The 26,776-nt window shown below is 73.0% G+C and carries 24 protein-coding genes; 11 read left to right on the forward strand and 13 right to left on the reverse strand.

Annotated elements, in window-relative coordinates:
- Window positions 1-2: 2 nt before the first annotated feature.
- The 4 genes from AB0E07_RS28535 to AB0E07_RS28550 all read right to left on the reverse strand — a co-directional run bounded on the left by AB0E07_RS28535 (window position 3) and on the right by AB0E07_RS28550 (window position 3,804).
- Entirely contained in the window at window positions 3-941 is a 939-nt protein-coding gene (locus AB0E07_RS28535; protein WP_362258228.1) for an aminoglycoside phosphotransferase family protein, read from the reverse strand.
- Between the two features lie 52 nt (window positions 942-993).
- Window positions 994-2,118: an aminopeptidase P family protein gene (locus AB0E07_RS28540; RefSeq protein ID WP_362258230.1), complete on the reverse strand. Its 1,125-nt coding sequence runs from the start codon at window positions 2,116-2,118 to the stop codon at window positions 994-996.
- A gap of 150 nt (window positions 2,119-2,268) precedes the next feature.
- Window positions 2,269-2,847 carry a PDZ domain-containing protein gene (locus tag AB0E07_RS28545; RefSeq protein WP_362258234.1) on the reverse strand — a complete coding sequence of 193 codons (579 nt, stop codon included), beginning with the start codon at window positions 2,845-2,847 and terminating at the stop codon, window positions 2,269-2,271.
- A gap of 75 nt (window positions 2,848-2,922) precedes the next feature.
- Complete coding sequence (locus tag AB0E07_RS28550; protein ID WP_362258406.1) at window positions 2,923-3,804, reverse strand: LysR family transcriptional regulator; 882 nt, start codon at window positions 3,802-3,804, stop codon at window positions 2,923-2,925.
- An 88-nt stretch (window positions 3,805-3,892) separates the two neighbouring features.
- On the opposite strand from AB0E07_RS28550, the gene AB0E07_RS28555 reads away from it, so the two are divergent.
- The gene (locus tag AB0E07_RS28555; RefSeq protein WP_362258237.1) at window positions 3,893-4,606 is read left to right on the forward strand and encodes a hypothetical protein; all 714 of its coding nucleotides are present in this window, start codon (window positions 3,893-3,895) and stop codon (window positions 4,604-4,606) included.
- Window positions 4,607-4,634: 28 nt separating this feature from the next.
- On the opposite strand, the gene cyc2 is transcribed toward AB0E07_RS28555, so the two are convergent.
- Complete coding sequence (gene cyc2 / locus AB0E07_RS28560) at window positions 4,635-6,791, reverse strand: germacradienol/geosmin synthase Cyc2 (RefSeq protein ID WP_362258240.1); 2,157 nt, start codon at window positions 6,789-6,791, stop codon at window positions 4,635-4,637.
- Between the two features lie 282 nt (window positions 6,792-7,073).
- On the opposite strand from cyc2, the gene AB0E07_RS28565 reads away from it, so the two are divergent.
- Together AB0E07_RS28565 and AB0E07_RS28570 are read left to right on the forward strand one after the other, a co-directional pair.
- Window positions 7,074-7,904, forward strand: coding sequence for an alpha/beta hydrolase (locus AB0E07_RS28565; protein WP_362258243.1), 831 nt, complete (start codon window positions 7,074-7,076; stop codon window positions 7,902-7,904).
- A complete protein-coding gene (locus AB0E07_RS28570; protein ID WP_362258246.1) occupies window positions 7,901-9,157 on the forward strand; it encodes a cytochrome P450 in 1,257 nt (418 codons plus the stop codon). The genes AB0E07_RS28565 and AB0E07_RS28570 overlap by 4 nt, the downstream gene beginning before the upstream one ends.
- A 1-nt stretch (window position 9,158) precedes the next feature.
- Here AB0E07_RS28570 and AB0E07_RS28575 read toward each other — a convergent pair whose 3' ends face one another.
- From AB0E07_RS28575 to AB0E07_RS28585, 3 genes are all read right to left on the reverse strand, one after another.
- Complete coding sequence (locus AB0E07_RS28575; RefSeq protein WP_362258249.1) at window positions 9,159-10,418, reverse strand: damage-control phosphatase ARMT1 family protein; 1,260 nt, start codon at window positions 10,416-10,418, stop codon at window positions 9,159-9,161.
- Window positions 10,419-10,454: 36 nt separating this feature from the next.
- A complete protein-coding gene (locus tag AB0E07_RS28580) occupies window positions 10,455-11,102 on the reverse strand; it encodes a ScbR family autoregulator-binding transcription factor (RefSeq protein ID WP_362258252.1) in 648 nt (215 codons plus the stop codon).
- Window positions 11,103-11,172: 70 nt separating this feature from the next.
- Entirely contained in the window at window positions 11,173-12,087 is a 915-nt protein-coding gene (locus tag AB0E07_RS28585; protein ID WP_362258255.1) for a ScbA/BarX family gamma-butyrolactone biosynthesis protein, read from the reverse strand.
- Between the two features lie 176 nt (window positions 12,088-12,263).
- Between AB0E07_RS28585 and AB0E07_RS28590 the strand changes: the two genes are divergently transcribed.
- Together AB0E07_RS28590 and AB0E07_RS28595 are read left to right on the forward strand one after the other, a co-directional pair.
- The gene (locus tag AB0E07_RS28590; protein ID WP_362258258.1) at window positions 12,264-12,956 is read left to right on the forward strand and encodes a ScbR family autoregulator-binding transcription factor; all 693 of its coding nucleotides are present in this window, start codon (window positions 12,264-12,266) and stop codon (window positions 12,954-12,956) included.
- A complete protein-coding gene (locus tag AB0E07_RS28595; protein WP_362258261.1) occupies window positions 12,953-13,813 on the forward strand; it encodes an NAD(P)H-binding protein in 861 nt (286 codons plus the stop codon). The genes AB0E07_RS28590 and AB0E07_RS28595 overlap by 4 nt, the downstream gene beginning before the upstream one ends.
- 91 nt (window positions 13,814-13,904) lie before the next feature.
- On the opposite strand, the gene AB0E07_RS28600 is transcribed toward AB0E07_RS28595, so the two are convergent.
- Window positions 13,905-15,698, reverse strand: a complete 1,794-nt coding sequence (locus AB0E07_RS28600; protein ID WP_362258264.1) for a S8 family serine peptidase — start codon at window positions 15,696-15,698, stop codon at window positions 13,905-13,907.
- Between the two features lie 377 nt (window positions 15,699-16,075).
- Here AB0E07_RS28600 and AB0E07_RS28605 point away from each other — a divergent pair, with 377 nt between their 5' ends.
- Window positions 16,076-16,993, forward strand: a complete 918-nt coding sequence (locus AB0E07_RS28605) for a lytic polysaccharide monooxygenase (RefSeq protein ID WP_362258267.1) — start codon at window positions 16,076-16,078, stop codon at window positions 16,991-16,993.
- 447 nt (window positions 16,994-17,440) lie between these two features.
- On the forward strand, window positions 17,441-18,841 hold the full coding sequence (locus AB0E07_RS28610; RefSeq protein ID WP_362258270.1) for a glycoside hydrolase family 43 protein: 1,401 nt from the start codon (window positions 17,441-17,443) through the stop codon (window positions 18,839-18,841).
- Window positions 18,842-18,890: 49 nt separating this feature from the next.
- On the opposite strand, the gene AB0E07_RS28615 is transcribed toward AB0E07_RS28610, so the two are convergent.
- Window positions 18,891-19,850, reverse strand: coding sequence for an ABC transporter substrate-binding protein (locus AB0E07_RS28615; RefSeq protein ID WP_362258273.1), 960 nt, complete (start codon window positions 19,848-19,850; stop codon window positions 18,891-18,893).
- Between the two features lie 251 nt (window positions 19,851-20,101).
- On the opposite strand from AB0E07_RS28615, the gene AB0E07_RS28620 reads away from it, so the two are divergent.
- The 4 genes from AB0E07_RS28620 to AB0E07_RS28635 are packed head-to-tail and all read left to right on the forward strand — an operon-like array spanning window position 20,102 to window position 24,050.
- The gene (locus tag AB0E07_RS28620; RefSeq protein WP_362258275.1) at window positions 20,102-22,582 is read left to right on the forward strand and encodes an ATP-binding protein; all 2,481 of its coding nucleotides are present in this window, start codon (window positions 20,102-20,104) and stop codon (window positions 22,580-22,582) included.
- The gene (locus tag AB0E07_RS28625; protein ID WP_362258278.1) at window positions 22,579-23,040 is read left to right on the forward strand and encodes a roadblock/LC7 domain-containing protein; all 462 of its coding nucleotides are present in this window, start codon (window positions 22,579-22,581) and stop codon (window positions 23,038-23,040) included. The genes AB0E07_RS28620 and AB0E07_RS28625 overlap by 4 nt, the downstream gene beginning before the upstream one ends.
- 28 nt (window positions 23,041-23,068) lie before the next feature.
- Window positions 23,069-23,485: a DUF742 domain-containing protein gene (locus AB0E07_RS28630; protein ID WP_362258281.1), complete on the forward strand. Its 417-nt coding sequence runs from the start codon at window positions 23,069-23,071 to the stop codon at window positions 23,483-23,485.
- Window positions 23,433-24,050 carry an ATP/GTP-binding protein gene (locus tag AB0E07_RS28635; protein ID WP_362258284.1) on the forward strand — a complete coding sequence of 206 codons (618 nt, stop codon included), beginning with the start codon at window positions 23,433-23,435 and terminating at the stop codon, window positions 24,048-24,050. The genes AB0E07_RS28630 and AB0E07_RS28635 overlap by 53 nt, the downstream gene beginning before the upstream one ends.
- Window positions 24,051-24,126: 76 nt before the next feature.
- Here the strand turns inward: AB0E07_RS28635 and AB0E07_RS28640 are convergent, their stop codons facing one another.
- Genes AB0E07_RS28640 through AB0E07_RS28650 form a run of 3 tightly spaced genes read right to left on the reverse strand, consistent with a single transcriptional unit; the run spans window position 24,127 to window position 26,596 of the window.
- Entirely contained in the window at window positions 24,127-24,801 is a 675-nt protein-coding gene (locus AB0E07_RS28640; protein WP_362258287.1) for an ABC transporter permease, read from the reverse strand.
- On the reverse strand, window positions 24,798-25,448 hold the full coding sequence (locus tag AB0E07_RS28645) for an ABC transporter permease subunit (protein ID WP_362258289.1): 651 nt from the start codon (window positions 25,446-25,448) through the stop codon (window positions 24,798-24,800). The genes AB0E07_RS28640 and AB0E07_RS28645 overlap by 4 nt, the downstream gene beginning before the upstream one ends.
- Entirely contained in the window at window positions 25,445-26,596 is a 1,152-nt protein-coding gene (locus AB0E07_RS28650; RefSeq protein ID WP_362258293.1) for an ABC transporter ATP-binding protein, read from the reverse strand. The genes AB0E07_RS28645 and AB0E07_RS28650 overlap by 4 nt, the downstream gene beginning before the upstream one ends.
- Window positions 26,597-26,776 lie beyond the last annotated feature (180 nt).

The following is a 26,776-nucleotide window of genomic DNA, read 5'->3' on the forward strand; positions in this document are numbered from 1 at the left end:
GTTCAGGCCTCGCCGTCCTCCCTGAACTCGGTGACCCGCTCCAGCAGGATCGCCTCCCAGGCGAGGACGACCTGGCGTCGCAGCCGGGCGATCGGGGTGGCGCCCGGCTGCCCGCCGAGCGCCTCGGCGAGGCCGATGACGGTGTCGCAGCGCGCCAGCCACAGTCCGCGCAGACAGGGGCGGGCGCCGTAGCCGGCCAGGGTGGCGGCGCGGACGGCGGCCGGGGAGCCCACGGCGCGGGCGAGGCCGGCGATGTCCTCGGCGGGGTCGCCGAGGACCGTGTCGGCCCAGCCGAGGACGGCACGCACCCGCCCGTCGGCGCTGACCACGAGGTGCTCGCCGGTCAGGTCGTGGTGGACGAGGACGGCGCCGCCGGACTGCGCGGCCAGCTGGACGGCGGCGGGCTGGGTGAGCTGGTGCAGCTGTGCCGGGTCGAACTCGTCGGCCGCGGCGAGGCGCTCGGCGGCCCGCTCGGCGGTACGGCGCAGCGCCTCCAGGGAGCGCGGTCCGGTGCGTGGCACGCCGAGCGACTCGGCCTGCCGGGCGGGGACCTCGCGCAGCCCGGTGAGCAGCCCCGCCAGGTCGGCCTCGCCGACGGCGGACACGTCGTGCGTCTCGGCCGAGGCGCCGGGGACCTTGGTGTCGAGGGTGTAGCTCAGGCCGGGCGCCCACTCGCCGTGCGCGACGCTGGCCGGCACGGCGACCGGGAGATGCGGTCGCACCAGGTCGCGCAGGCGCAGTTCGCGGCGCTGGCGGGCGGCGGCGTCGCGGTCGGGCGCGAGGCGCAGCACATGGCGGGCGCCCACCCACCAGGTGACGGGTTCGGCGGCCTCGGCGACGGGCCGGACCTCGGGTCCGGCGGTGTCGTCCGCGGCGTCCTTGAGCAGGGAGCGGACCAGTCGGCGGACGGTGTCCGCGGTGGGTGTCGGTGCCTGGGTCATGGGTCGCGCCGTTTGCAGCTAGGGGGCTGGGGGACGGGACGGTCGGAGGGGGTCAGTCCACCATGACCATCTCGCGGGTGGTCGTGTTCAGCCGCCGCCCGCCGTCCTCGGTGACGGTGACGATGTCCTCGATGCGCACCCCGAACCGTCCGGGCAGATAGACGCCGGGCTCCACGGAGAAGCACATCCCGGGCACCAGGGGCCGCTCCTCGCCCTCGATCATGTAGGGCGGTTCGTGGGTGGTGACGCCGATGCCGTGCCCGGTGCGGTGGATGAAGTACGCGCCGTAGCCGGCGTCCGTGACGACCGCGCGGGCGGCCCGGTCGACGTCCTGGCAGGCGGCGCCGGGCCGTACCGCCCGGAAACCCGCCTCCTGGGCCGCGCGCACCACGTCGTGGACGCGGCGCTCCTCGTCGGTGGGTTCCCCCACGTGGACCGTGCGGGAGGTGTCCGAGCCGTAGCCGCCGAGGAGCCCGCCGAAGTCGAGGACGACCATGTCGCCGCGGTCGATGACGCGGTCGCCCGCCTCGTGGTGCGGGTTGGCGCCGTTGGGGCCGGAGGCGACGATCGTGAAGTCGACGGTCGTGTGCCCGTGCTCCCGCAGCAGCCGGGCCAGGTCGGCGGCGACCTCGGCCTCGCGGCGCCCGGAGAAACGGACCTCGCGGATCGCCTCGAAGGTCGCGTCGGCGGCCGCGCCCGCCGCCGTCAGGCGCTCCAGTTCCGCCGCGTCCTTGACGGCGCGGAGCATCGGCAGGACCTCGGTGAGGGAGGCGTAGGCGGATCCGGGCAGGGCGTGGGAGAGGCCGAGCAGGTGCATGGCCCAGGCGTTGTCGCTGATGCCGAACCTGCCGTCCGGGGCGAGGAGGGCGGCCGCGATGGCGTAGGGGTCCTTGCCGTCGGTCCAGTCGCGCAGGGCCAGCGCGGGCGCTCCGGCCGCCCGCGCGGCGTCGGGGGCCTCCAGGGCGGGCACGATCAGCTCCGGGTCCCGGCCGGGGACCAGGACGAGCAGGGTGAGCCGTTCGGTGACGGCGGGCTCGTACCCGGTGAGCCACACCAGGTCGGGTCCGGGCGCGACCAGCAGTCCGGCGAGTCCGGCCCCGGCGGCCTCCCGCGCGGCGCGCTCCATCCGGGCACGGTAGTCGTCGGCGGTGAAGGGAGCGGGCGTACGGGCGGTCATCCGGGCCTCCCTGGGCGGGTGAAGGTGACTACGGGCAGCATCCTGCCCCTCCGGCGTGGGCGGCGCGAGCCGGTTGGCCGGTCCCGTTCCCGTTCCGCCCCCGGGGGCTTCCTCCCGCGCACCCACGGGGCGCTCTCCCGGCCCGGGACCTCAGGTGACGAACCCCGGGACCGCGGTGAGCTGCTGGTAGCCGCCGCTCTCGTGACGCACGGTGAGCCTGATCTCGGCGCCGGGGCGGGTCCGGGCGACGGCACGGGCGAGGTCGGCCGCGCTGTCGATGCGGGTGGTGCCGAAGACCAGCAGGACGTCCCCGCGGACCAGGCCCGCCGCGTGGGCGGGGCCCGGCACGTGCACGCCGGTCAGCAGCGCCCCCGCCTTCTCCGCGTCGACGGCCTCCACGCCGAGGCTCGCGGCGGGCACCCCGGCGGGCTCCGGGGTCGGGGACGGGGTGGTCCGGGGCGGCGCCGAGGCCGCCATGGGGTGCGGCGCGTCGTCTCCGGGCCGGTCCGCCCGCTGGAGTTCGGCGAGTCTGCTCAGGCCGACGACCGTGGCGCCGACCGTGCCGAGTCCCACGCCCGTCAGGACCAGGACCGTCCCGACGAACAGCCCGGACAGCACGGTGGTGAGCCGGCGGCGGCGCCGGCGTGCGGCATGCGGGCGCCGGGCGGGCCGGCTGCCGCCGGGCTCCTGGCCGGGCATCGGCTTGGGACGCAACGCGGTCTGTTCCATGGATCGCCTCCGGCTGGAGGACTACCCGGAGTACCCGCGCGCGACCTGCCACGAACGAGTGAGACTGACCCGGCGTCAGGAGCCGGGCCGCCCGCCGCGCGCGGACGTCAGCGCTGCCGCCGCTTCCATCGCCGCGCCCCGGGGCTCGCCGGCGAGGACCAGTTCCGTGCGGTGCACCAGGCGCGGCGCGACGAGCGGGACGGCGACGCCGCCGGGCACGTCGGCGGCGGCCCAGCGGGGCAGCAGGGTCAGACCGTGTCCGGCGGCCGCGAGCGCGGTGAGGCCGCGGACGTCGGTTCCCGTGTAGCGCAGGGAGGGGCGGAATCCCCGGCCGGCGGCGGCGCGGAGCTGCGCGAGCGGCAGGCCCGCCTCGGGCGCGTCGAGCCAGCGGGCGTCGGCGAGGTCGTCGAGCCTCAGTCCGGCGCGCCCGGCCAGCGGATGGGTGCGGGGCAGCAGCACGCACACCGGCTCCTCGCCCGCGCCGCGGGTGGTCAGCGGGGCCACGTCGGGCAGCCGCAGGGGGTCGCTGGGCGCGGCGAGGCCGTCGACGAGTCCGAGGTCCGCGGCGCCGGTGGCGACCGCCGCCGGGATCTCGTCCCGGGCCGCCGAGCGCAGGGTCACCCCGGCGGCGGGGAGGGCGGCCAGGACCCGGGGGCCGAGGGTGGTGGGGGCGACGGCGAGGGTCAGACCGTGGGCCGGGGCGGCGGCCATCCGGGCGACGTCGGCGCGGGCCGCGTCCAGGCGCAGCAGCAGCGGACCCGCGTGCTCCAGGAGCCGTTCGCCGGCCGTGGTGGGGGCGACGGGCCGCCGGGTGAGCAGCGGGGTGCCCAGGTCCTGCTCCAGCGCGGCGATGTGCTGGGACACCGCCGACTGGGTGTAGCCGAGTTCCCGTGCGGCAGCGGAGAAGGAGGCGCGGCGGGCCACCGTGACGTAGGTGCGCAGCAGATGCGGGTCCATGGCCGCCAGGATCGCATCAGTTCTGCTGATCGGTGGTGCAGGGATCATCGTTGGACGTGAACTCGGCGGCGCGCCCAGGATGAGGGGCATGACCGAGACCCTCGCGCGGATCGCCCTGGTCGGCGACCGCTCCGCCCATGTCGTGTCGCACACCCGGGTGCCCGCCCTGCTGGAGGCCCTGGCCGTCCGGGAGCGGCTGCTCCTGGACGCGTACTGGATCCCCACCGAGGAGGCCGGCGAGCCGGGCGCGGTGGACGGGTTCGACGCGGTGTGGGTGGTGCCGGGCAGCCCCTACCGCAGCGAGGCGGGGGTGCTGGCGGCCATCCGCACGGCACGTGAGGGCGGCATCCCGTTCCTGGGGACCTGCGCCGGGTTCCAGCACGCGCTGCTGGAGTTCGCCCGCCATGTCTGCGGGCTCACCGACGCCGCGCACGCGGAGAACGAGCCGTCGGCGAAGGAGCCGCTCATCGCGCCGCTGGCCTGTTCCCTGGTGGGTCACGAGGGTGTCGTCGTCGTCGAACCGGACTCGCTCGCGCAGTCCGTGACGGGCGCCGAGCGGACGGTCGAGCGCTACTTCTGCGCGTACGGGCCCGTACGGCACCTGGACACGCTGCGCGCGCACGGTCTGCGGTTCTCGGGGCGCGACGAGGACGGCGGGGTCCGGGTGGCCGAGCTGCCGGGCCACCCCTTCTTCCTGGCCTCGCTGTTCCAGCCGGAGCTGTCCGGCGACAGGTCCCGCCCGCACCCGATGATCACCGCGTGGGCGCGGGCGGCGGTGGAGCACGCGGGCCGGCGGGGCTGAGCCCGGCCGGCCCGCGGCGCGCGGGGCGTCAGCCGACGGGGATCGCGGGCGGCCGGTCGGGGAGGAAGCCGTGGGTGCGGCGGGCCAGGTACTCGGCCTTGTAGCGGTCGACCTCGCGGTGCCAGTGGAGGATGCCCGCCAGCCAGTTGCGCAGGTCGGACACATAGGTGTCCATGGCCTCGCGGGCCCGCTCGGAGAGGGCGAAGTCGTCGTAGAGGACCGGCAGTTCATGGGCGACGACGTGCTCGAACTGCTGGAGGCGCTGGGTCATGAGGTCGTGCACGACGCGCAGCGCGGTCGGGTAGTCGCAGCCGAAGAAGTTCTGCACGACGAGGATCGCGTTGTGGACCTCGCCCTCGTACTCGATCTCCTTCTGGTACGAGAAGACGTCGTTGATCAGGCAGGCGTAGTCGACGGCGGCGTTCTCCAGCGAGCGCACGGGGCCGCTGCGGTAGACCTCGGCGGGCACGTCGGGGCCGTGGCCCATCCGGCACAGGGCCATGGTGAGGTCGGAGCCGAAGGTCGCCCGGCGCATCTCCAGGTAGTCGACCGGGTCGGGGACGCGGTGCTGGAGCTGGTTGGACAGCTCCCACACCCAGCTCTCGGTCATCACGTTCACCGCGTCCCGGAGGGTGGCGCGCTGCTCGGGTGTCATGCCGGCGGTGGTGCGTGCCCACAGGTCGAGGAGTCCGCGCTCCATCGCGTTGACCGGGACGAGGGGGGCCGGTGTGCCGTCGAGGGGCATGCAGTCGGCGAGGCGCCGGGTGGTGAGGCGGGCGGCGGCGAGGTCGCGGCGGTGGCCGAAGACGAGCGGGTAGTAGTCGTCGCCGTAGGTGCCCCAGGCCAGCCAGTGGGCGCTGAGGTCGAGCGCTTCGGGGGTCGCGTCCGGGTCGATGCCGGCCGAGCACAGCGCGAGGTCGGCGGCGGCGAGCCGGTCCTCGTCCCAGACGCCCTCCTGGAGGATGCCCATGCGGTGCGACCACGCGGTGAGCCGTTCCCGGGCGCCGGGCAGGTGCGGGCAGAGTTCCACGGCGAAGGGCATGTGGAGGTCGGGGATCACGGAGGGTCCGACCTTCTGGTACGGCAGATGCGTGTGGGCGCGCAGGCGCTGGGCCCCGGTGACGGCGAGCAGGGCGCCGATGTCGGCGGCTGAGGTGCCGGGGCCGGTGGGGCCGTGCCAGGGGTTGGTGGAGCGGGCGCCCTCGTTCATGTACCGGCTGGAGCGCAGATGCCATTCGTGGCCACCGGACTGCCAGTCCTGGAGGCCCAGGGTGTACGCGGCGACGGCGGCGACCTCGTCGGGGGTCAGGCCCCGGTCCAGGGCGAGGGCGGGCACCTCGGTGAGGGCGGTGTGCTCGAACTGGTGGAGCCGGGAGGTGAGGATGTCGTTGACGGTGTCGGCGGCCTGCTGGGTGGTGCAGCCGAAGAAGGTCTCCAGCACCAGGACGCCGTTGCTGAGTTCGCCCTCGTCCTCGACCTCGCGCTGGTAGGAGAAGAGGTCGTTGCGCAGGTGCACGGCGTCGGAGAACGTCTCCATCAGCACCCGCAGGGGCCGGGAGTCGGCGACGGACGCCGGCACCTCGGCGCGCGCGTACTCCACCAGCCCCGCCGACCAGGGGGCGCCGCCCACCTTGCGGCGCATCTCGATGTACTCGACGGGGTTGGAGATCCGCCCCTCGTTGATGTTGGACAGCTCCCACATGGACTCGTTCAGCAGATGCTCGGTGGCGACGGCGAACCGGCGGCGCCAGTCGGCCGACATCGCCGGGACCGTGCGCGTCCACAGGTCGGCGAGCCCCGCCTCCACCGGGTTCTCGGGCTCGGGCATCGGGGTCGCCGGGTCCATCGGCATGAAGAGGGCCAGCCGGTCGAGGTGGCTCTTGCCGGCGGCCCGGTCCTGGGTCCGCTTGAACATGTCCAGGAAGTGGTCGTCGAAGAAGAAGACCCACACGTACCAGTCGGTGATCAGGGACAGCGCGGGGCCGTCGCACTCGGGGTGGGTGTAGGCGCAGAGCAGGCCGTAGTCGTGCGCGTCGAGGTCGGCCTGCTCCCAGATCCCGGATCCCTCCAGCATGCCCATCTCGCGGGCCCACGCGGTCGAGTGGGCGCGGGCCTCGTCGACATGCGGGTTGAGCCGCGCGGGATACGGCATGTAGAAGTGCGGGAGTTCGAAGGGCTGCGTCATGGCCGGGCCCTACCCGGCGGTCCGAACGGCCATCCGCGGCGCGGGACATGATCACACCATCGCGTGAACCCGTCCCGAACCCGCCCTCTCCCGCCCGCACTTGTGGAGGCGCCGCGGCCCGTCCTTGAAAGGTGTCCCGGCTCGTCCTCGTGGGGTGCCACGGCCCGTCCTCGTGGGGTGTCCCGGCCGCCGACGGCGGGTTCCGGCCGCGTCCGGCCGGGACGCGCGGGCGGCGCGTCCCGTGCTCTTGCCGAGGCCGGGCGGGGGCGCCACCGTGTTCGCATGACCTCCTTCACGCTCCCCCATGAGCTGCACGGCGACGGTGCCCACAAGGTGTTCGCGGTGCACGGCTGGTTCGCCGACCGGTCCGCGTTCGCGAGCGTACGGCCCGATCTCGACGTCCGGTCCTTCACCTACGCGCTGGTCGACCTGCGCGGCTACGGCGAGGCGAGGGACGCCGCCGGGACGTACACGACGGCCGAGGCGGCGCGGGATCTGCTGGACCTCGCCGACCGGCTCGGCTGGGAGCGGTTCTCGGTGGTGGGGCACTCGATGGGCGGCTCGGTGGCACAGCGGCTGCTGGCGCTGGCGCCGGACCGGCTGCGCCGGATCGTGGGGGTCTCCCCGGTGCCCGCCTCGGGGCTGCCGCTGCCGGCGGGCCAGTGGGAGCTGTTCGCGGACGCGGCGCGGCTGCCGGAGAACCGCCGTACGATCATCGACTTCACCACCGGCGGGGTACGTCCGGCGGCCTGGCTGGACCGGATGGTGGCGCGTTCCCTCGCGGTGAGCGAGGAGAAGGCGTTCCGGGCCTGGCTGGACTCCTGGGCCGGGGAGGACTTCCACGCCGAGGTCGCGGGCGTCCGGGTGCCCGCGCTGGCGGTCGCGGGCCGGCTGGACCCGGCCCTGTCGGCGGCGCTGCTGCGGGAGACCTGGCGGCGCTGGTACCCGTACGGGGAGGTGCGGGAGCTGGCCGGGGCGGGGCACTACGCGATGGACGAGACACCGCTGGAGCTGATCCAGATGGTGGAGGCGTTCCTCGACGCGGACGAGGACGAGGGCGAGGACGCCGACGGGTGCGGGTACGCGCCGGCCGGGGCGGGCGAGGAGGCGTGACCGTCCGGCCGTCCCCTCCCGTTCCCGATGTCTTCGATCCCCGGCGGTACGCGGCCGGGGTGCCGCACGCCGCCTACCGGGTGCTGCGCGACCACCACCCGGTGGCCTGGCAGGAGGAGCCCGAGGTGCTGGGCTGGCCGGCCGGGCCGGGGTTCTGGGCGGTGACCCGGCACGCGGACGTGGTCCGGGTGCTGAAGGACCCGCTGGTCTTCTCCTCGCAGCTGGGCGCGACCCAGATCAGGGACCCCGATCCGGCGGACCTGCCGTTCATCCGGCGCATGATGCTCAATCAGGACCCGCCGGGCCACGGTCGGCTGAGACGGCTGGTGAGCCGGGCGTTCACCCCGGGCCGGGTGGACCGCTTCACCGCGGTCGCCGAGAAGCGCGCCCGGGACCTGTTCGCGCGGGCCCTGGACACGGCCCGGGACGGCACCGTCGACCTGGTCGGCGCGGTCACCGACGACTACGCCCTGCTGAACCTGGCCGACCTGCTCGGGGTGCCGGAGCGGGACCGCGGGCTGCTGCTGCGCTGGACGCAGCGGGTCATCGGCTACCAGGACCCCGAGGAGGCCGGTCCCGTCGTGCGGGACCGAGCGGGCCGGCCGGTCAACCCGCGCTCCCCGGCGCTGCTGCGGGACATGTTCGACTACGCCCGTGAACTGGCGGTGTACAAGCGCCGGTACCCGGCCGACGACGTGCTCACGATCCTCGCGCACGACGCCGAACTCACCGGGCCCGAGCTGGAGATGTTCTTCTTCCTGCTCACCGTCGCGGGCAACGACACCGTGCGCGGTGCCGCGCCCGGCGGACTGGCCGCCCTGGCCGAACACCCCGATTCCTGGGCCCGGCTGCGTGCCGGGGAGATCGGACTCGGGCCCGCCGTGGAGGAGTTGCTGCGCTGGCATCCGCCGGTGCTGTCCTTCCGCCGTACAGCCGCCCAGGACACCGAGCTGGCCGGGCGGCGGATTCGCGCGGGGGACAAGGTCGTCGTGTTCCACGCCTCCGCCAACCGGGACGAGCGGGCCTTCGCGGAGCCGGACCGGCTGGACCTGACCCGCGCGCCCAACCCGCACGTCTCCTTCGGGGACGGTCCGCACGTCTGCCTGGGCGCTCACTTCGCCCGGCTGCAACTGCGGGTGCTGTACGGGGAGGGGCTGCGCGCGCTTCCGGTGCTGCGCGGCGCGGGCCCGCCCGCTCGGCTGGTGTCGAACTTCATCAACGGGCTCAAGTCGCTGCCGGTGCGGGTGGGGTGAGTCAGGGCCGCACCTGGATCAGGGCATGGGTGCCGCCGGTCCGCCAGCGTGGTCCCTCGGCGGCGTCCAGGGCGGCCACCGTCGCGGCGTCCACCCCTGTGATCACCTCGGACTTCAGGGTGCGCAGCGCGGCGACCGGGCCGGGGAAGTGGCGGGTGACGTCGGCGAAGGGGGTCGTGGGCGGCCATCTGCGGTCCCCCACCAGGCGCCGGTAGTTGAGGTCGCCCTTGAGCACGGTCAGCGTGGCGTCCTTCAGCTCCGCGCGGAGGTCGTCCGGCATGTCCTCGTACGGCAGGGGCGCGCAGGAGAACGGGTGGGCGCGGACGGTGAGGCCGCCGTCGGTGAGCGCCGTCCACAGGGCCTCGCCGTACGCCCGTGCGGCTCCCCCGGCTCCCCCGGCTCCCCCCGCGCCCCCGGCTCGCCCGGCCGTCCTGATCCGGCCGACGGCGTCGAGGACGTCGGCGGGGGTGGCGTCGGAGACGAAGTAGGGGTGCGCCTTGACGTGCAGGACGGCGTGCCGGACGCGTCCCCGGGTCAGGAGGTGGGCGATCAGCAGGAGGTCGGGGACGAGTTCACCGCCCGCGTTGTCGGCGATCAGGCAGAGCAGGGGGGCGGTCCGGCCGGGCGGCAGCAGGGACCACAGGGCGTCGCTGTCGTCGGCGACCAGGGGTCCGGCACCGGGGGGTGTGGCGCCGCCCGTTGCGTCGTCCGTTGCGTCGTCCGTGGTGTCGTCCGCGGTGTCGTTGGCGCCGGAGAGGCGGAAGCCCAGGTCGGCCCGGTTGCCCCACAGGGAGCCGTGGAGCAGGGCGCGGTCCTGTTCCCGCTCGGTCAGCCCGGCGAGGCCGTCCAGGGCCGCCAGTTCGGCGTCGGTCCCGGCGGAGTCCAGTTCGGCGAGCTTGGCGGGGCGGAAGGGGTCGACGCCCTGCCAGACGCCGGGGGCGAAGTAGCCGACGGCGTCCAGGAGCCGGCGGTAGAAGTAGCTCTCCGACCACAGCCACGGGGCGTCGGTCCAGGGCCGGCCCAGATGGGCCTCGGCGCCCCACTCCCGCCACCGGCCGAGATCGTGGGCGTCGGCGGGGAGGGGCGCGACGACGCCCTCGGCGCACTCGTGCAGGAGCGCGTCGAGCGCGGCCCGGCGTCCGGGGTCGTACGGCAGGGCGTCGCGGACCTGGCGGATGATCGCCGGATGCCGCTCGGTGAGCACGGAGTGCGGGAAGGAGCCGGGTTCGTCGCCGAGGATCACGGGCGGGGTGTCGCGCATGCCGCGACCGTATCGCGGGCCCGGACGGGGCCCGGCTCAGCCGACGCGGATCTCGCGCTCCAGCTGGGTGGCGAGGGTGAGGTAGCGGGGGCGGCGGGGCACCGGGACGATGCCGCGGACCAGCAGGTGCCACATCTCCGCGACGCGTCTGGGCTGCCGGGCCACGGGTTCGGTGGTGCGGCCGACGACCCGGGTACCGACGAAGAAGCAGACCAGCGAGTGGGCCGCGGTGTCGATGTCGACGTCCGCGTGGACGTCGGACTCCTTGACCGCGCCGAGGAGTTTGCGGGAGGCGAGGTCCAGCCATTCCGCGAACGGGTGCTGAAGGGGGGCCTTCACCGCCACTCCCCCGGTGGCGAGCCGCAGCCCGGCCCTGGGGATCGGGCCCTCCACCGCCAGCCGGGCGACTCCGAAGGTGGTGCGCATCAGCGTCTCCAGGGAGGAGTAGCCGCGCGCCTCCAACTCGCCGGCGATCTGGCGGGACGCGTGGGACTGGAGTTCCAGGATCGCCTGCGCGAGGTCCTCCTTCGCCGCGAAGTGGAAGTACAGGGCGCCCTTGGTGACCTGGGCGTGCGCCACGATGTCGCTCAGACTCGTCGATTCGTAGCCCCGCCGGTCGAACAGATCGGCGGCGGCCGTGATGATCGTCGCTCGGGTCTGTTCAGCGCGTAACTGCCTCGCCATCGCCTGGACACTCCTGGGGAAGAAAAGAACGGGTCATGCCGTTTGTTTTTCACTCCCCGTACACGATAGCTCACCACGCGACGGTGCCCACCCGGCATGCGAAGACTGCCGAGTCCCCCTGGAGGCCGAGGACTTGGATCTCCTCTCCGGGCCCGCGCACCGCCTCGATCCAGGTGGGCCGGTCGAGTTCGGCGTACCGGGCGAAGGAGGCGTGGAAGGAGACCGGCGCGCGGGCCGCTCCACCGAGCGCGTGGGCCGCCTGGCGGGCCGCCTCCAGCAGCAGCATGCCGGGGACGTGGTCGAGGGGGTGGTCGAAGAAAACGGGGTGAGTGGTATCGACCCTCAACTGCCAGCGCCCGGGGCGCTCCTGCGGGGCCAGTACGACATCGGCGGGGACCGTGCGGTCCACCTCGGCGGGCGGCAGTCCGGGGGGCGGGGGCAGCGCGGTGACCGTGTCGGCGGTGCGTCCGCCGCGGAGTCTGCGGTACACGGACTCACTGGTCCAGGAGACCGCGATGTGCGCTTCGGCGACCTGGGTCCCCTCGATGCTGACGTCCGCGTCGTAGCGGAAGGCGGTGGCGCGGCCGGCCCGGTGCCGTACGTCGAAGACCTTGACGGCCAGGGCCGGTTCGGCGGGCGTGGGCCCGACCCGCAGGTGCTCGGGGCGCGTGGCGACCCGCAGCTCCTGGAGGACGAACCGCTGCCCCAGGGGCACCCCGTACTCGGCGTGGGCGAGCAACGCGCCGCTCTGCCGCACGGTTTCGGTGACCAGGAGCGGCTCGTATGCGGTACGGTCGCTCGTCACATGTAACTGGTGGGCCCGCGGCCACTGCGCGGCTACCGTGAACTGGTCCGTTCCCAGTCGGCGCCAGCCGGTGAGCAGGGTCTCGGCGACGGCCGCGCGGTGCACCAACTGGCGTGGCACGGTGGCCGTGAGGCCCTCGGAAGCTGTCGGGAGATCGGCGAGTCTCGGCAATTCAGGCATGTCTCTCCCTGGGTCCCCCGACAGTGATGACAGACGGCGAGGTGCCCGTGCCGTGAGCGCTAGAGTACGAGCCGACCGGTTTGTTTTCAATGAGACCAGGGTGACCAGCATCGGTGCGCGACCGGACCGCCGCGCTCCGGGCCATCCGGTCAACTCGGCGCAGCGGAGGGGCGCTTATGGCGAAGCAGGAGCGCGCCATCAGGACGCGCAGGGCGATCCTGGAAGCCGCGGGGGCGGTGTTCGACGAACACGGCTACACCTCGACGACGATCTCGATGGTGCTGGAGCGGGCCGAAGTCACCAAGGGCGCACTGTACTTCCACTTCCCGTCCAAGGAGTCCCTCGCCCAGGCCGTCCTGGACGAGCAGGTGCAGCTCGGCGCGGTGCCTCCGCATCCGTGCAAGCTCCAGGAGGTCGTGGACATCACCTTCGTCTTCGGCCGGCGTCTGCTGAGCAACTCGCTGTTGCAGGGCAGTGTGCGGCTGACGGTGGACCAGTGCGCGCCCCCGGGGGTGGATCACACCGGTCCGTTCCGGCAGTGGGCGGAGCATCTGATCGGCCTGCTGGAGGAGGCCGAGAAGCAGGGTGAGCTGCTCCCCACGGTCGTACCGCGGGACACGGTGGAACTGCTCGTGGGGTCCTTCGCCGGTATCCAGCTCATGTCCCGGGCGCTGACCGGGCGGGAGGACCTGGCGCACCGGATCGCGGTGCTGTGGCAGCACATCCTGCCGAGCATCGCGGTTCCCGGGCTGCTGGTGCGGCTGGACGCGGCGGCGGACCGCGGTGCCCGGATCCTCGCCTCGCTGGAGGAGGAGGACGAGGCCCCGCTCCTCGCGGACACCGCGTACGCGCGGGAGTCGGAGCGGTGATCCTGGTCACCGGGGCGACCGGCACGGTGGGTGGTACGGTCGCCGAGCGGCTGCGCGGCCGGGTGCCACTGCGGCTGCTGACCCGCGGGCCGGACCGCGCCGGCCATCTGGCGGGACCCCAAGTGGACGTTCGGGCGGGGGACTTCGACGATCCCGCGAGTCTGCGCCCGGCACTGGCCGGGGTGACGGTCGCGCTGCTGGTCACCGCCGACCCGCTGACGCACGCCCATGACGAGCGCTTCCTGGCGGCGGCGCGCGAGGCCGGGGTACGGCACGTGGTGAAGCTGTCGGCGCTCGCGGTGACCGACCCGGACGCCACCGACCTGATCACACGGTGGCAGCGCGGCACCGAGCGGCTGCTGCGGGAGTCGGGCCTGGCGTGGACGCTGCTGCGGCCGCGCGCGTTCATGACCAACACGCTCGGCTGGGCCATCTCCGTCCGGGCCGAGGGAGTCGTCCGGGCGGCGTGCGGCGACGCGGTCAACGCCACCGTCGATCCGCGGGACATCGCCGAAGTGGCCGCGCTGGTCCTGCTGGATCCCGAGGCGCACGCGGGCCGGGCGTATCCGCTGACCGGCCCGGAGGCCGTCAGCGCCGTGGAGCAGACGGAGATCCTCGCCGGACTCCTGCAACGGCCGGTCGCCTTCGAGGAGTTGACCGAGGCGGAGGCCAGGCGGCGGCTGCTCGTACGGTATCCGGCGCCGATCGCGGAGGCGCTCGCCGAGAGCGCGGCCCGGGGGCGGGCCGGGGCGAAGGCCCAAGTCGACCCGACCCTGGCGGAGTTGCTGGGGCGGCCTGCCGGGAGTTACCGGCAGTGGGCGACGGACCATCTGGCGGCGTTCCGGGGCGGGACATGACGGCGGGCCGGCCGATGCCCCATCCGCACCGGCCGGCCCGCCCGCTCCGAGGGAACGGTGGCTCAGAGGTTCAGCTCGCGCCCGCCCTCGCTCAGAAGGTCAGCTTCCAGCTGTTGAGCGTTCCCGTGTCCTGCGCGGCGGTGTCCTGCACCCGCAGCTTCCAGGTTCCGTTGGCGGCCTCCGCGGAGGCGTTCACGGTGTAGGTGGTGTTGACGTTGTCCGCGGAGTCCGAGGAACTCGCGGACTTCAGCCGGTAGCTCGTCCCGTCCGGTGCGATCAGGTCGATGACCAGGTCACCCCGGTAGGTGTGGGTGATGTCCACGCCGACCTGGAGGGCCGAGGGGGCGTTGCCGGTCCGGCCGGAGACGGCGATCGAGGACTCGACGGTCCCGCTGTCCGGGACGGCGACGGCCGAGGTGCTGGTGTAGGTGGTGCCCCCCGTGGAGCCGCCGCTCACCGCCTGCACCGTCTTGGCCGCGTCGGCCAGGCCCGCCCCGCAGCCGCCGGAGCACGTCCCGGGCAGAGCACGCGAGTTGGTCTTGATCGCGGACTCGATCTGGGCCGGGGTCAGCGTGGCGTTCGCCGACTTCAGGAGCGCGGCGAGACCCGCGACGTGCGGGGCGGCCATGCTGGTGCCCTGGTAGTACGCGTAGTTCTCGGCACCCGCGCCCTGCGTGCCGGCGTTCAGCGTGGACAGGATGCCGTTGGCGGTCACCGAGTTGGTCTCGCCGCCGGGAGCGGCGACGTCGACGACCGTGCCGTAGTTGGAGTAGTAGGAGCGGTTGCCCTGCCGGTCGGCGGCGGCGACGCTGATGACGTTGCTGCAGCTCGCCGGCGAGTAGTTGGCCGCGTTGGCGTTGCTGTTGCCCGCCGCGACGACGACCGTGGTGCCGCGGCCCACGGCGGCGTTGATCGCGTTCTGGGTGGCGGTGGTGCAGGCGCCGCTGCCGCCGAGGCTCATGTTGATGACCTTGGCGACGTTGGTGTTGGCCGGGACACCGGAGACGGTGCCGCCGGAGGCCCAGGTGATGGCGTCGATGATGTCGGAGTCGTAGCCGCCGCACTTGCCGAGGACCCGCAGCGGGGAGACCTTCGCGCCGTACGCGATGCCGGCGACGCCCTTGCTGTTGTTGGTGACGGCGGCGATGGTGCCCGCGACGTGCGTGCCGTGCCAGGAGGAGTTGTAGGCCGGGTCGCCCGAGGCGCACTGGTTCGCGGCCGTCCAGTCGCCCGGGTCGGCCGGGTTGCTGTCCCGGCCGCCTCCGTCGGCGGCGACGGTGGTGTCGGAGATGAAGTCGTAGCCGGCGACGATGTTCGCGGCGAGGTCGGAGTGGGTCACGTACCCGGTGTCGATCACGGCGACCGTGACCCCGGTGCCGGTGGCGACGTCCCAGGCGCCCGGCACGTTCATGCCGGCCGTGGTCTCGAACAGGTCCCACTGCTTGGTGTACTCGGTGTCGTTCGGCGTCGCGAGGGGCTTGTTCAGCCGGTCCGGCACGACGTAGGCGACCTGCGGGTCGGCCTGGTACGCGGCGACGACGTCGGCGACGTCCGCCTGGGTGAGGTCCTCGCCGAGGCCGACGAGGGCGGCGCCGGTGCCGAGGCGGCGCTCGAAGTCCAGCCGCTCGCCGGCCTTCTCGCCCTTGGCGGCGGCGTCGGCGTCGGCGGCCTTGTTCGACCTGGCCTCGGCGGCGCCGGACTTGTAGCCCACGATGAGGCGTTCGGCCGGGGCCCCGGGGGCGGCCTCGGTGCGGACTGCGGGGACGTCCGTGGCGGCCGCGGGCTCCTGGGCGGCGGTGGCGGTGGCGGTGGCGGCCGTGAACAGCGCGGCGGAGACCGCGGCGACGGATATCAGTTTCCGTCGCGTGGAGGGGGAGGTACGCAAGGGAGTGCCTTTCGTGGCCGTGCTCCGGGCAGCGCGGAGCGGCGGTCGATCGCTTCGTCCTCGAAGCGGAGGGGGGGTGAAAAGCCGAAAAGCGTGCGCGATGGCCGGCCAGGCGTGGTGGGGGCCGACCCGTCCGGGGTTACCTGTGGGTCGGTTGTGACGGAACGATAGGCAAACAGAAGGTCATAGGGATACAGGGGAAACCCTCGATCGGGCTGGAAACGAACCCTCTGCGTTGGCCGGTTGACCGGTTGTGACCTCTTTTGCTGGGGCTCGCTCCCGGCCGCCCGGCAGGGCTCGGCGGCTGAACAGGCCTGCCGTCCCGCCCGTACTGGGCGGAAGCAGTCCGTCCCGAACCGGCCGAGGAGGCCCCTCACATGACCCGGATCCGCGCCCGGCGCGTCCTCGCCGCGCTGGCGCCCGCGCTGCTCGCCCTGGGCACGGCCGCCGCCCCGGCCACCGCGCACGGCGCGCCCACCGATCCGGTCAGCCGGGTGCTGGCCTGCTCCCCCGAGGGCGGCGCCGCGGCACGGTCGGCGGCGTGCCGGGCGGCCGTCGCCGCGAACGGGGCGCCCTTCACCGCCTGGGACAACCTCCGGATCGCGAACGTGGGCGGCCGGGACCGGCAGACCGTCCCCGACGGCGAGCTGTGCAGCGGCGGCCTGCCCGCCTACCGCGGCCTGGACCTGGCCCGCTCCGACTGGCCGTCCACCCGCCTCGCCCCCGGCGCCGCCCTGACCGTGCGGTACGTCTCGACGATCCCGCACACCGGGACCTTCCGGCTCTACCTCACCGAGCAGGGCTACGATCCCGCCCGGCCGCTCACCTGGTCCGACCTGCCCGAGCGGCCGTTCGCCGAGGTGCGGGACCCGGTGCTGACGGACGGCGCGTACCGGATCCGGGCGACCCTGCCGAAGGACCGCACCGGACGCCATGTGCTGTACACGGTGTGGCAGAACAGCAGCACGCCGGACACCTACTACTCCTGCTCGGACGTGGTGTTCCCGGCGGCGGCCGGGAAGAGCGCGGAGCCGGCGGCGTCCGCGCCCGCGTCCCGCGCTCCCGAGTCGCCCCCGGTGAAGTCCCCTTCTCCTGAGCCGCCGTCGGCCTCCGCGTCCCCCTCCCCCTCACCGGCGCGGGACCGTACGGCCTCCGCCCCCGCCGACGCCACGCCGGTGGCCTCGGCGGCGGAGTCGGCCTCGGGACCCTCGGCCCCGCTGCTGGCGGGCGGCGCGGCCGCCGTGCTGGCGCTCACCGGGGGCATCGCCCTGGCCGTGCGGCTGCGCCGCGGGTGACCCCCGCGGACGGGGGCGCCGGCTGGCACCGAGCACCAACACGCCCTGCGCACAGCCTTCTTGACCCTCAAAAGTAACCCCGGGTAACTTCCTGGACGCGGCAGGAGAAAGCGCTTCCGGGTGCCCCGGCCGGGGCCGCCGGGAGCGGGACGGGGGAGTCCGCCTGAACCGGGCTCCCCCTTTTCCGTGCACCGGACCACGCGCCCCCGCGCCACCGGCCACCAGACACCAGTCGCCAGCCACCGCCCACCGCCCATCGGCCACCGGCGACCGGCGACCGGCCACCACGGCGCCGTACGAGCGGAATTCGGCCAAGGCCGCCCACCCCGTTGACGCACCCGCGCCACCCTCCTACCTTCTGACCGCTCCACCGAACCAGGTTCGATATATCGACCGTTCGACATATCCACCATCGCCCCGCATCGGCCACCCGCCCCTGGAGTCCGGATGACCCCGCACCCGCAGCCGCACCCGCACCCCTCCCGCAGAACGCTCCTCGGCCTGGCGGCGACCGTCCCGCTGGCCGCCACCGGAGCGCTGACCCTCGGATCCGGCACCGCGCACGCCGCGGACTCGGCCTATGTGATGGCCTACTTCACCGAGTCCACCACCATGCTGGAGGCGAACTACGGTCTGCACCTGGCCGTGAGCACCGACGGGCTGCGCTGGACGCCGCTCAACCAGAACGCCCCGGTCGTCACCCCGACCGGCGGGGCCGGCGGACTGCGCGACCCCTTCGTGCTGCGCAAGCAGGACGGCACCTTCGTGGTCCTGGCCACCGACCTGAGCGGCACCGACTGGAGCCGCACCAGTGTGTACATCCACGTCTGGGACTCGGCCGACCTGCGCACCTTCACCGGCTACCGACTGCTGAAGCTGCACGACATGACCACCACGCACAGCTGGGCGCCGGAGGCGTACTGGGACGCCGGGCGCGGCCAGTACGGCATCCTCTACTCGTCGGTGAACAGCAGCGGCCACAACGTGATCATGGTGAGCTACACGACCGACTTCCGGACCACGGTCTCCCCGCAGGTCTTCTTCGACCCCGGGTACGACGTGATCGACGGCAATCTCACGGTCGGCGTGAACGGCGTCAACCACCTCTACTACAAGAGGGACCAGACACTCGTCGGGGCCCGGTCGGTCTCCCTGGCACCGGGCAGTTTCACCCCGTTCAGCACGCCGGTCGCACACGGCGGCACCGAGGCGCCGACGGTGGTCAAGTCACTGACGAACGGCGGTTATTACCTGTGGGGTGACACCTACACGCCCAACGGTGTCTTCTACGTCTGGCAGTCGGCCGATCTGGCCTCCGGCACCTGGACGCCGGTGGACCAGCGGCTGTACACCCAGCCGCTCAACTCCAAGCACTGCGGCATCCACCCGATCACCTCGACCGAGTACACCCATCTGCTCGCGCACTGGGGCGCACCCGCCTGGAACCGGCTCAAGTCCTACAACTTCCCCGACCGTTACGTCCGGCACAGCGGTTTCGCGGGGCGCATCGACGCCTACCCCTTCGACCCGTTCCCCGACTCCCAGTGGAAGCTGGTGCCGGGACTCGCGGACTCCGCCGGGGTGTCCTTCCAGTCGGTCAACTACCCGACCCGGTATCTGCGGCACTACGACTACGCGGTCCGCCTGGACGTGAACGACGGCACCTCGGCCTACGCCGGGGACGCGACCTTCTACCGCACGGCGGGGCTGGCCGACGCGTCCTGGTCGTCCTTCCGTTCGTACAACAACCCCACCCGGTACCTCCGGCACTACGGGTACGCCCTGCGGATCGACCCCGTCTCGACGGCGACCGAGCGGCAGGACGCCACCTTCCAGGTGGGTCACTGACCCGCCGGGGCGGGCCCGTGGCGCGCACGGCCCCGCCCCAAAGCGGCCGTCAGTCCAGGCCGGCCGACTTCAGCCAGGCCTTGGCCACGTCGAGCGGGTCCTTGTTCTCCAGCTGCACCTGGGAGTCCAGGTCCAGCAGAGTCTTGGTGTCGAGCTTGGCGGAGACCGCGTTCAGGGCGTCGACGCCCTCCTGCGAGAGGCCCGACTTGTAGACCAGCGGCGTCACGTTGGCGAAGCCGAAGAGGTTCTCCGGGTCCTGGAGAACGACGAACTTCTCCTTGGTGATCGTCGGGTCCGTGGTGAAGATGTCCGCGGCCTGCACGGTGTTCTTCGTCAGCGCCGCCTGGGTCAGCGGGCCGCCCGCGTCGAGCGCCTTGAAGGACTTGAACTCCAGCCCGTACACGTCCTTCAGGCCCAGCAGGCCCTGTTGCCGGGTCTGGAACTCGGGCGAGCCGCCGATGACCAGCTCGGGCGCGATGTCCTTGAGGTCCGCGAGGGTGGACTCGCCGGTCAGGCTGTACTTGGCGGCGGTCTCCGCGTTGATGCTGACGGAGTCCTTGTCCTCGGCGGGCGAGGACTCCAGCAGGGTCAGTTTCTTGTCCAGCTTGGTCTTCACCGCCGCGTTCACCGCGTCGGCGTCCTTCTGCTCCGCCTTCGGGTCCAGGTACGCCAGCAGCGAGCCGTTGTACTCCGGCAGGACGGTGATGGAGCCGTTCTTCAGCAGGCCGTAAGTGGTCTCCCGGCTGCCGATGTTGGGCTTGTAGGTGACCTTCAGGCCCTTGGCCTTCAGTGCCTCGCCGTAGATGTCGGCGAGCAGGATGGACTCGGCGAAGTTGTTGGAACCGACGACAACGGTGTCGCCGCTCGCCTTGTCGCCGGCCAGGGGGTCGTCGTTCTCGTCGTCGGAGGAGCCACATCCCGCGAGCAGGGCCGCGGCCGCGGCGAGCGCGACGACGGCCGCGCCGGGATGGTTCCGGATGGACCTGCTGCGTGGGGCGGTAGAAGTCACGATTCCCGTTCCGGACTGTGTGGTTGGCGGACGGTAGTTCTCCAGTTCTTGAACTGATCCAATCCAGCGGCTTCTTGATCAGTCAAGGGAATCCGGGTCACCGATTGGACTCGATGAGTAGTCAGTTGTGATCGCATGTGAAGACGGATGTCTCAAGAGGCGATAGTCTCCGCACAGTTGACGCCAGGCGTTCCGTGAGTTGTCAGTGCCGATGCTCAGCCGGTCAACAGTCGATCAATCGAGGAGGAAAGGTGTCCACGAAAGAGGTGGACGCGTCCACCGCTTCACCCGGCTCCCCTCTCGGCCTACGCCGCCTCGTCGACCGCTGGCCGTTCCGGCGCAAGCTCAACCTCCTGGTCGGGGTGCCGCTGGCCGTGGTGGCCGCCCTGCTCGCCTACCTGATCAGTGATCAGCTGGAGCAGTCCTCGTCGGCCTCGGAGGCCGCGCGCCTGGTCCGGGACAGCGCCGAGGTGGCCACCCTGGTGGACCGGGTGGAGGCCGAGCACCAGCAGGCGGTCCTGCTGTCCGTGCGGTACGAGGCCGCCCACGGCGACGCCGTGCCCTCCACGGACGCCTACGACCGCTCGCAGGCCAGGGTGGACGCCCAGGTCGCCAAGGTCCGCGAGACCTTCGGCGACCGGCTGCCGGAGACCGAGGCGCAGGCCCTCAAGGAGATCGACGCCCTCGGCAGCCTCCGCGACACCATCGAGCAGGGCTATCTGCCCGCCGACAACATCGACCCGGCGTACACCAGTGCCGCCAAGGGCGTCATCGACGGCCTCGGCCTGGACCGCAACACCGCCCTCGCGGGCACCTTCACCGGCAACCTGCTCGACTCGCTGCTGCGTGCCGACGCCGCCCACAGCGCCTTCGAGACCGGCGTGTTCTCCGCGGCGACCGGTGACTCCAACGCGCTCATCGAGTTCATCGGCGCCGTCGGCTCCTACGAGGTGTACACCTACCAGGCCGACCGGTTCTCCCGCTTCGCCACCGAGGGGCAGGCCGAGGAGCTGCGGGGCATCGAGCACTCCTCCCCGCAGGCCACCATCCTGCGACAGTACGCCGAGCTGCAGATCGACCCCAGCTCGCTCCAGTCCGACTCCCCCGGAGAGATCCGGCAGTCGTTCAACACGGCGCTGGAGTCCTACCCGGCCTACCGGGCCCAGGCCACCATCCGGCTCGGTATCACCGCCTCCCTGATCGACCAGATCGCCGACCGCGCCGACAACGCCTCCGACGAGGCCGCCTGGCGCGCCGGACTGCTCCTCGGACTCGCCCTGCTCGGCTTCGCGCTGTGGCTCGCGCTGTCGGTCGTGGTGCGCCGCTCGGTGGTGCGGCCGGTGCAGGCCCTCACCGGCGCCGCCCGCGAGGTCGCCGAGGTCGCGGACCGCGAGCTGGCCCGGGTCGCCGACGACGACGCCGAGGACGCCGGCCCGCCCCGGCTGCGCAAGGTGCCGGTCACCGCGCGGGACGAGATCGGCGACCTCGCCACCGCCTTCAACCAGGTGCAGGCCACGGCCGCCGCGCTGCTGGAGCGCCAGGTGCTCAGCCGCCGCAACGTCGCCGAGATGTTCGGCAACGTCGGCCGCCGGGTCAGCAACCTGACGACACGGCAGCTGTCCCTGATCGACGCGGTGGAACGCGGGGAGACCGACCCCGAACTGCTGGAGCGGCTCTACAGCATCGACCACATCGCGGTCCGTCTGCGCCGCAACGCCGACAGCCTGATGCTGCTCGCCGGTATCCGCGAGGCCGGTCTCGGCTCGGGCCCGCTGCCGCTGACCACGGTCGTCCGGGCCGCGCTCGGCCAGATCGAGGGCTTCCAGCGGGTACGGCTCCAGGCCCGCTCCGAGATCGCGGTGGAACCGGACGTCATCGGCGACCTCACGCTGATGGTGGCCGAACTCCTGGAGAACGCCGTGTCGTTCTCCCCCGCGGGCAGCCCCGTCGAGGTGACGGTGTCGGCCGGCGAGGACGACTTCGCCTCGGTCGTGATCTCCGACCACGGTCTGGGCATGAGCGCCGAGCGGCTCGCCGAGGAGAACGCCCGGCTGATCCGCCGCGAGCGCCTGGACCTGGTGCCGACCAAGGTGCTGGGCCTGTTCGTGGTCGGCACGCTGGCGCGCCGCTGGGAGATCGGGGTCGAGCTGACCCGTACCCCGGGCGGTGGTGTCACCGCCGAGGTGAGCGTGCCGTCCGCGCTGCTGCTGCCGGAGCCCGAGGTGCCGGCGGCGACCCCGGCCGAGGTCCCGGACGCCAGGGCCGGCGGGCCGCTGCCCGCCGCCGTGGCTCCCGCCGGGGCGGCCCTCGACTCGATGGTCCCGTCCTCCGCGGCCGCCGAGGACGCCGGGCCCCTCCCCCGCCGGGTCCCCCGACGCGAGACCCCGGCACCCGCACCCGCCCCGGTCCCCGCGCCCGCGCCCGACCACACCCGGGCCGGCCGGCCGGACGCCTCTCCCCGGCCCCACACCGAGTCGCCCCCGGCGGCCTCCGGGTCCCGCCCGCTGCGCCGCCGGGTCCGCGGCGCGACCCTGCGCGGCTCCGAGGAGACCGGCTCCCACCAGGCGCTCCACCAGGCGCCCCGGCCCGCCGACGCCGACGCCGTACGGTCCGCGCTGGAGGAGTTCGAGGCGGCCGTGGCCCAGGCGCACCGCGACACCGGTACCACCGAAGAACACCCGACCCCCGACCAGCAACACGGACAGCACCTCCCGGAAGGAGCGGAGCAGTGAGTACGTCGACAGGTGGCACATCGCCGGCCGAACTCAAGGCGGCGGCGGCCGACTTCACCTGGCTGTTGAATCGCTTCGCGACCGAGACCGCGGGTGTCGTGGACGCCATCGCCGTCTCCTCCGACGGGCTGCTGATCGCCGTGTCGGAGCTGCGCGAGCACGCCGACTCCGAGCGGCTGGCCGCGATCGTGTCGGGCATCACCAGCCTCGCCGCCGGGGCCTCCGGCAACTACGGGCTCGGCGGCCTGAACAAGGTCATCATCGATCTGGAGGGCGGCCATGTGCTGGTCTCCGCGATCGGCAACGGCGCGGTCCTCGGCGTGGTCACCGACAAGGAGGCCAAGCTCGGCAACATCGCCTACGAGATGACCCTGTTCGCCAACCGTGCCGGTGCCGCGCTCAGTCCGCAGCTGGTGCTGGAGCTGAAGAACAGCGTCGGCGCCGCGTCCGGCCGCTGACCCGGCCGGGAAGGACGGAACAGGACCCATGGCGGACGGCACCCCACCCCCGGGCGCGGACCCGGTCGGCCCCGCCCCCGCCGTGAGACCGTTCCTGGTCACCGCCGGCCGGGTGGCGCCCAGCACGGCCGGCCGGACGATGCCCGTCGAGACCCAGGTGGTCGCGACCGCCGAGGGGCTCGCCGCGCTCGCGCTGCTCTCCTTCGAGCAGCACGACATCATCGCGGCGTGCAGGCAGCCGCAGTCCATCGCGGAGATCGCGGCACGGCTGCGGCTGCATCTGAACGTCGTGCGGGTGCTCGCCGAGGACCTGCGGGCCGAGGGCCGGCTGACGGTGCACGTGCCGAACGCGGCCGCCGTCCACGATTCATCCGTACTGCGAAGAGTGATCGATGGCCTGCGCGCCATCCCCGACTCCCGGGGGGTACTCCGTGACACCGACTGAACCGGCCGCCGCCGTACGACCGCCGCTGCCGGTCAAGATGGTGATCGCGGGCGGATTCGGGGTGGGCAAGACGACGGCCGTCGGCTCCATCTCCGAGATCGAGCCGCTGACCACCGAGGCGGCCATCACCGAGGTGGCCGCCGGGGTCGACGACCTCACCCACACCCCGGACAAGACGACCACCACGGTCGCCATGGACTTCGGGTGCATCACCATCGACCCGACCCTGAAGCTCTATCTGTTCGGCACACCCGGGCAGGAGCGGTTCGGCTTCATGTGGGACGACCTGGTCGAGGGCGCGGTGGGCGGGCTCGTCATCGTCGACACCCGGCGGCTGGACGACTGCTACGCGGCCGTCGACTACTTCGAGCACAAGGGGATCCCGTTCGCGGTGGCCGTGAACGCCTTCGACGGGAAGGTGGAGCACGAACTGGACGATGTGCGCTGGGCCCTGGACGTGAGCGAGGGCGTGCCGGTGGTCGTGTTCGACGCGCGGGAGCGCGGCTCCGTGCGGGACGCGCTGCTGGTCGTCCTGGAGCAGGCGCTGGCCCGCACCGGGAACTGACCGGAAGGCCGAACAGCGGACGGGCCCCGGGGGATTCCTCCCCCGGGGCCCGTCCGTTCGGTCCGTCGGGTGCCGCCTAGCCGACGCCCGCGCGGCGGACACCGCGGGAGACGGTCAGCCGGGCCACCGCCCAGAACAGGCCCAGGGTGGTGAGCGCCATCGCCGCCACGAGGGTCGCGCCGCCCACGACCTTCTCGTAGTTGCGCTGGTAGAGGCCGTCCACGATGTAGCGGCCCAGGCCGCCGAAGCTGACGTAGGCCGCGATGGTGGCCGTCGAGACGATCTGGATCGCCGCCGAGCGCAGTCCGCTGAGGATCAGGGGCAGCGCCACGGGGAGTTCCACCCGGAAGAGGACCTCCGTCTCGGCCATGCCCATGCCGCGCGCGGCGTCCACGGGGGCGGGGTCCACCGAGCGCATGGCCTCGTAGGTGGTGACGAGGACCGGCGGGATCGCGAGGACCACCAGGGGGATCATCACGGGGGCCATGCCGAGGCCGAGCAGGATGAACATCAGGACCATCAGGCCGAAGCTGGGCAGGGCGCGGCCGGCCGTGGCGATCAGCGCCAGGGTGTTGCCGCCGCGGCCGGTGTGGCCGGTGAGCAGGCCGACCGGCAGGGCGATGGCGGCGGCGATACCGAGGGCCATCAGGGTGTAGCCGACGTGTTCGGCCACCCGGGTGGGAATGCCGTCGTAGCCGTGCCAGTGCGCGCTGTCGCTGAAGAAGGCGTCGATGTGGTTGAGGACGTTCATCGCGTGGCCTTCCGGGGCATCCAGGGCGTCAGCAGGACGCGTACGGCGATGAGGAGCGCGTCCACCAGGATCGCCAGGACGGCGGTACCCACGACCGAGAGCCAGATCAGGCGGGGCTGGTTGTAGATCAGGCCGCTGTTGAGCATGTTGCCGAGGGCGCCCTGGTTGCCGATCAGCATGCCGACGCTGACCAGGGAGATGCTGGAGACGGCGGCGACCCGGAGTCCGGCGATGATGGCGGGCGCCGCGATCGGCAACTGCACCTGGAAGTAGCGGCGCAGCGGTCCGAAGCCCATCGCCGTGGCGGCGGCCAGTGTCTCCTGCGGTACGGAACGGACGCCGTCGACGATCGCCGGGACCAGGACCACGAGGCTGTAGACCGCGAGCGGGATCATCACGGTCAGCTCGGACAGGCCGGTGTAGTCGATGAGGATCACGAAGAACGCGATGGACGGGATCGCGTACAGGACGGTGGTCACCCAGAGCACCGGTGGGTACAACCAGCGCAGCCGGATGCAGAGTTGGGCGACCGGCAGGGCGAACAGGAGTCCGGCGAGGACGGGGAGCAGCGCCTCGCGCAGATGGAGGCCGATCAGTCCGAGGTAGGTGTTCTGGAGGTCGCTCGGCAGGTCGAAGAACTCACTCATCGCGCGGCCTTCTCGGTCTTCGCGCCCACCGGGGTGGTCCGCGCGCTGCGCGCGTGGGCGCCGCGGATCGCCTCGCCGATGGTCTGCTGCGAGACGACGCCGGCCGCCCTGCCCTCGCCGTCCACAGCGACGGCCCAGCCGGTCGGGGAGAGCACCGCGCAGTCGAGCGCGGCCCGCAGGGAGTCGGTGCCGGCCACGAACGGGCGTCCGTGCGCGAGGAGTCGGGCGGGGTCGATCCGTCCCGCCGTCAGGTCGCCGGGCTCCGCCCAGCCGAGCGGCCTGCCGTCCAGGTCGGTGACGAGGAGGTAGGGGGCGCCTGCCTTGTCGCGGGCGGCGATCTGCTCGGCGGTGGAGTCGATCGCGGTGATCGGCGCGGTGAGCAGGTCGAGCCCGGCGGAGGAGAAGAAGGACAGCCGCCGGATGCCGCGGTCCGTGCCGAGGAAGTCCTCGACGAAGGCGTCGGCGGGGTCGGTGAGCAGTTCCGCGGGGGGCGCGTACTGGGCGAGGTGTCCGCCGGTGCGCATCACGGCGACCATGGTGCCGAGCTTGACCGCCTCGTCGATGTCGTGCGTGACGAAGACGATCGTCTTGCCCAACTCGGCCTGGATGCGCAGGAGTTCGTCCTGGAGACCCTTGCGGACGATCGGGTCGACGGCGGAGAAGGGCTCGTCCATGAGGAGGACCGGCGGATCGGCGGCGAGCGCGCGGGCCACGCCGACGCGCTGCTGCTGGCCGCCGGAGAGCTGGTAGGGGTAGCGCTTGGCGAGGGCGCCGTCGAGTCCGACCCGGCCCATCAACTCCCGTGCGCGGGCGCGGGACTTCTCCTTGCTCCAGCCCAGCAGGCGCGGCACGGTGGCGATGTTGTCCAGGATCGTGCGGTGCTGGAAGAGCCCGGCGTTCTGGATGACGTAACCCATCGAGCGGCGCAGGGTGTTGACGGGCTGCTGCTGGATGTCCTTGCCGTCGAGGAGGATGCTGCCCTCGCTGGGTTCGACCATCCGGTTGATCATGCGCAGGGTCGTCGTCTTGCCGCAGCCCGAGGGGCCGACGAGGACCGTGATCGCACGGTCGGGTATCTCCAACGACAGCCGGTCGACCGCCACCGTGCCGTCCGGGTACCGCTTGGTGACTGAATCTATCCGTATCAAAACGCCGAATACCCTTCGGGTCTGGCAGAAGTCGCCCGCTTCCGGCCGGGGTTGAGCGAGCCGTTGCGGGGAGAGTCTAGACCTCCTGTGTTGCGGGTCCTTGGCGGGTGCGTGGCGTGAACCGTGCGGGTCACCCGGGGCTTACCGCCGGTCGACGGCCCGGCCGGTCGCCGGTCGCGG

The sequence above is a fragment of the Streptomyces sp. NPDC048002 genome, from assembly GCF_040653275.1.
Lineage (GTDB): Bacteria > Actinomycetota > Actinomycetes > Streptomycetales > Streptomycetaceae > Streptomyces.

What these genes read in the sequence shown, in the direction of transcription:
- AB0E07_RS28535 (WP_362258228.1), bottom strand. Translation starts at nt 941, where the DNA reads ATGACCCAGGCACCGACACCCACCGCGGACACCGTCCGCCGACTGGTC.
- AB0E07_RS28540 (WP_362258230.1), bottom strand. Translation starts at nt 2,118, where the DNA reads ATGACCGCCCGTACGCCCGCTCCCTTCACCGCCGACGACTACCGTGCC.
- AB0E07_RS28545 (WP_362258234.1), bottom strand. Translation starts at nt 2,847, where the DNA reads ATGGAACAGACCGCGTTGCGTCCCAAGCCGATGCCCGGCCAGGAGCCC.
- AB0E07_RS28550 (WP_362258406.1), bottom strand. Translation starts at nt 3,804, where the DNA reads ATGGACCCGCATCTGCTGCGCACCTACGTCACGGTGGCCCGCCGCGCC.
- AB0E07_RS28555 (WP_362258237.1), top strand. Translation starts at nt 3,893, where the DNA reads ATGACCGAGACCCTCGCGCGGATCGCCCTGGTCGGCGACCGCTCCGCC.
- cyc2 (WP_362258240.1), bottom strand. Translation starts at nt 6,791, where the DNA reads ATGACGCAGCCCTTCGAACTCCCGCACTTCTACATGCCGTATCCCGCG.
- AB0E07_RS28565 (WP_362258243.1), top strand. Translation starts at nt 7,074, where the DNA reads ATGACCTCCTTCACGCTCCCCCATGAGCTGCACGGCGACGGTGCCCAC.
- AB0E07_RS28575 (WP_362258249.1), bottom strand. Translation starts at nt 10,418, where the DNA reads ATGCGCGACACCCCGCCCGTGATCCTCGGCGACGAACCCGGCTCCTTC.
- AB0E07_RS28580 (WP_362258252.1), bottom strand. Translation starts at nt 11,102, where the DNA reads ATGGCGAGGCAGTTACGCGCTGAACAGACCCGAGCGACGATCATCACG.
- AB0E07_RS28585 (WP_362258255.1), bottom strand. Translation starts at nt 12,087, where the DNA reads ATGCCTGAATTGCCGAGACTCGCCGATCTCCCGACAGCTTCCGAGGGC.
- AB0E07_RS28590 (WP_362258258.1), top strand. Translation starts at nt 12,264, where the DNA reads ATGGCGAAGCAGGAGCGCGCCATCAGGACGCGCAGGGCGATCCTGGAA.
- AB0E07_RS28605 (WP_362258267.1), top strand. Translation starts at nt 16,076, where the DNA reads ATGACCCGGATCCGCGCCCGGCGCGTCCTCGCCGCGCTGGCGCCCGCG.
- AB0E07_RS28610 (WP_362258270.1), top strand. Translation starts at nt 17,441, where the DNA reads ATGACCCCGCACCCGCAGCCGCACCCGCACCCCTCCCGCAGAACGCTC.
- AB0E07_RS28630 (WP_362258281.1), top strand. Translation starts at nt 23,069, where the DNA reads ATGGCGGACGGCACCCCACCCCCGGGCGCGGACCCGGTCGGCCCCGCC.
- AB0E07_RS28635 (WP_362258284.1), top strand. Translation starts at nt 23,433, where the DNA reads ATGGCCTGCGCGCCATCCCCGACTCCCGGGGGGTACTCCGTGACACCG.
- AB0E07_RS28640 (WP_362258287.1), bottom strand. Translation starts at nt 24,801, where the DNA reads ATGAACGTCCTCAACCACATCGACGCCTTCTTCAGCGACAGCGCGCAC.
- AB0E07_RS28645 (WP_362258289.1), bottom strand. Translation starts at nt 25,448, where the DNA reads ATGAGTGAGTTCTTCGACCTGCCGAGCGACCTCCAGAACACCTACCTC.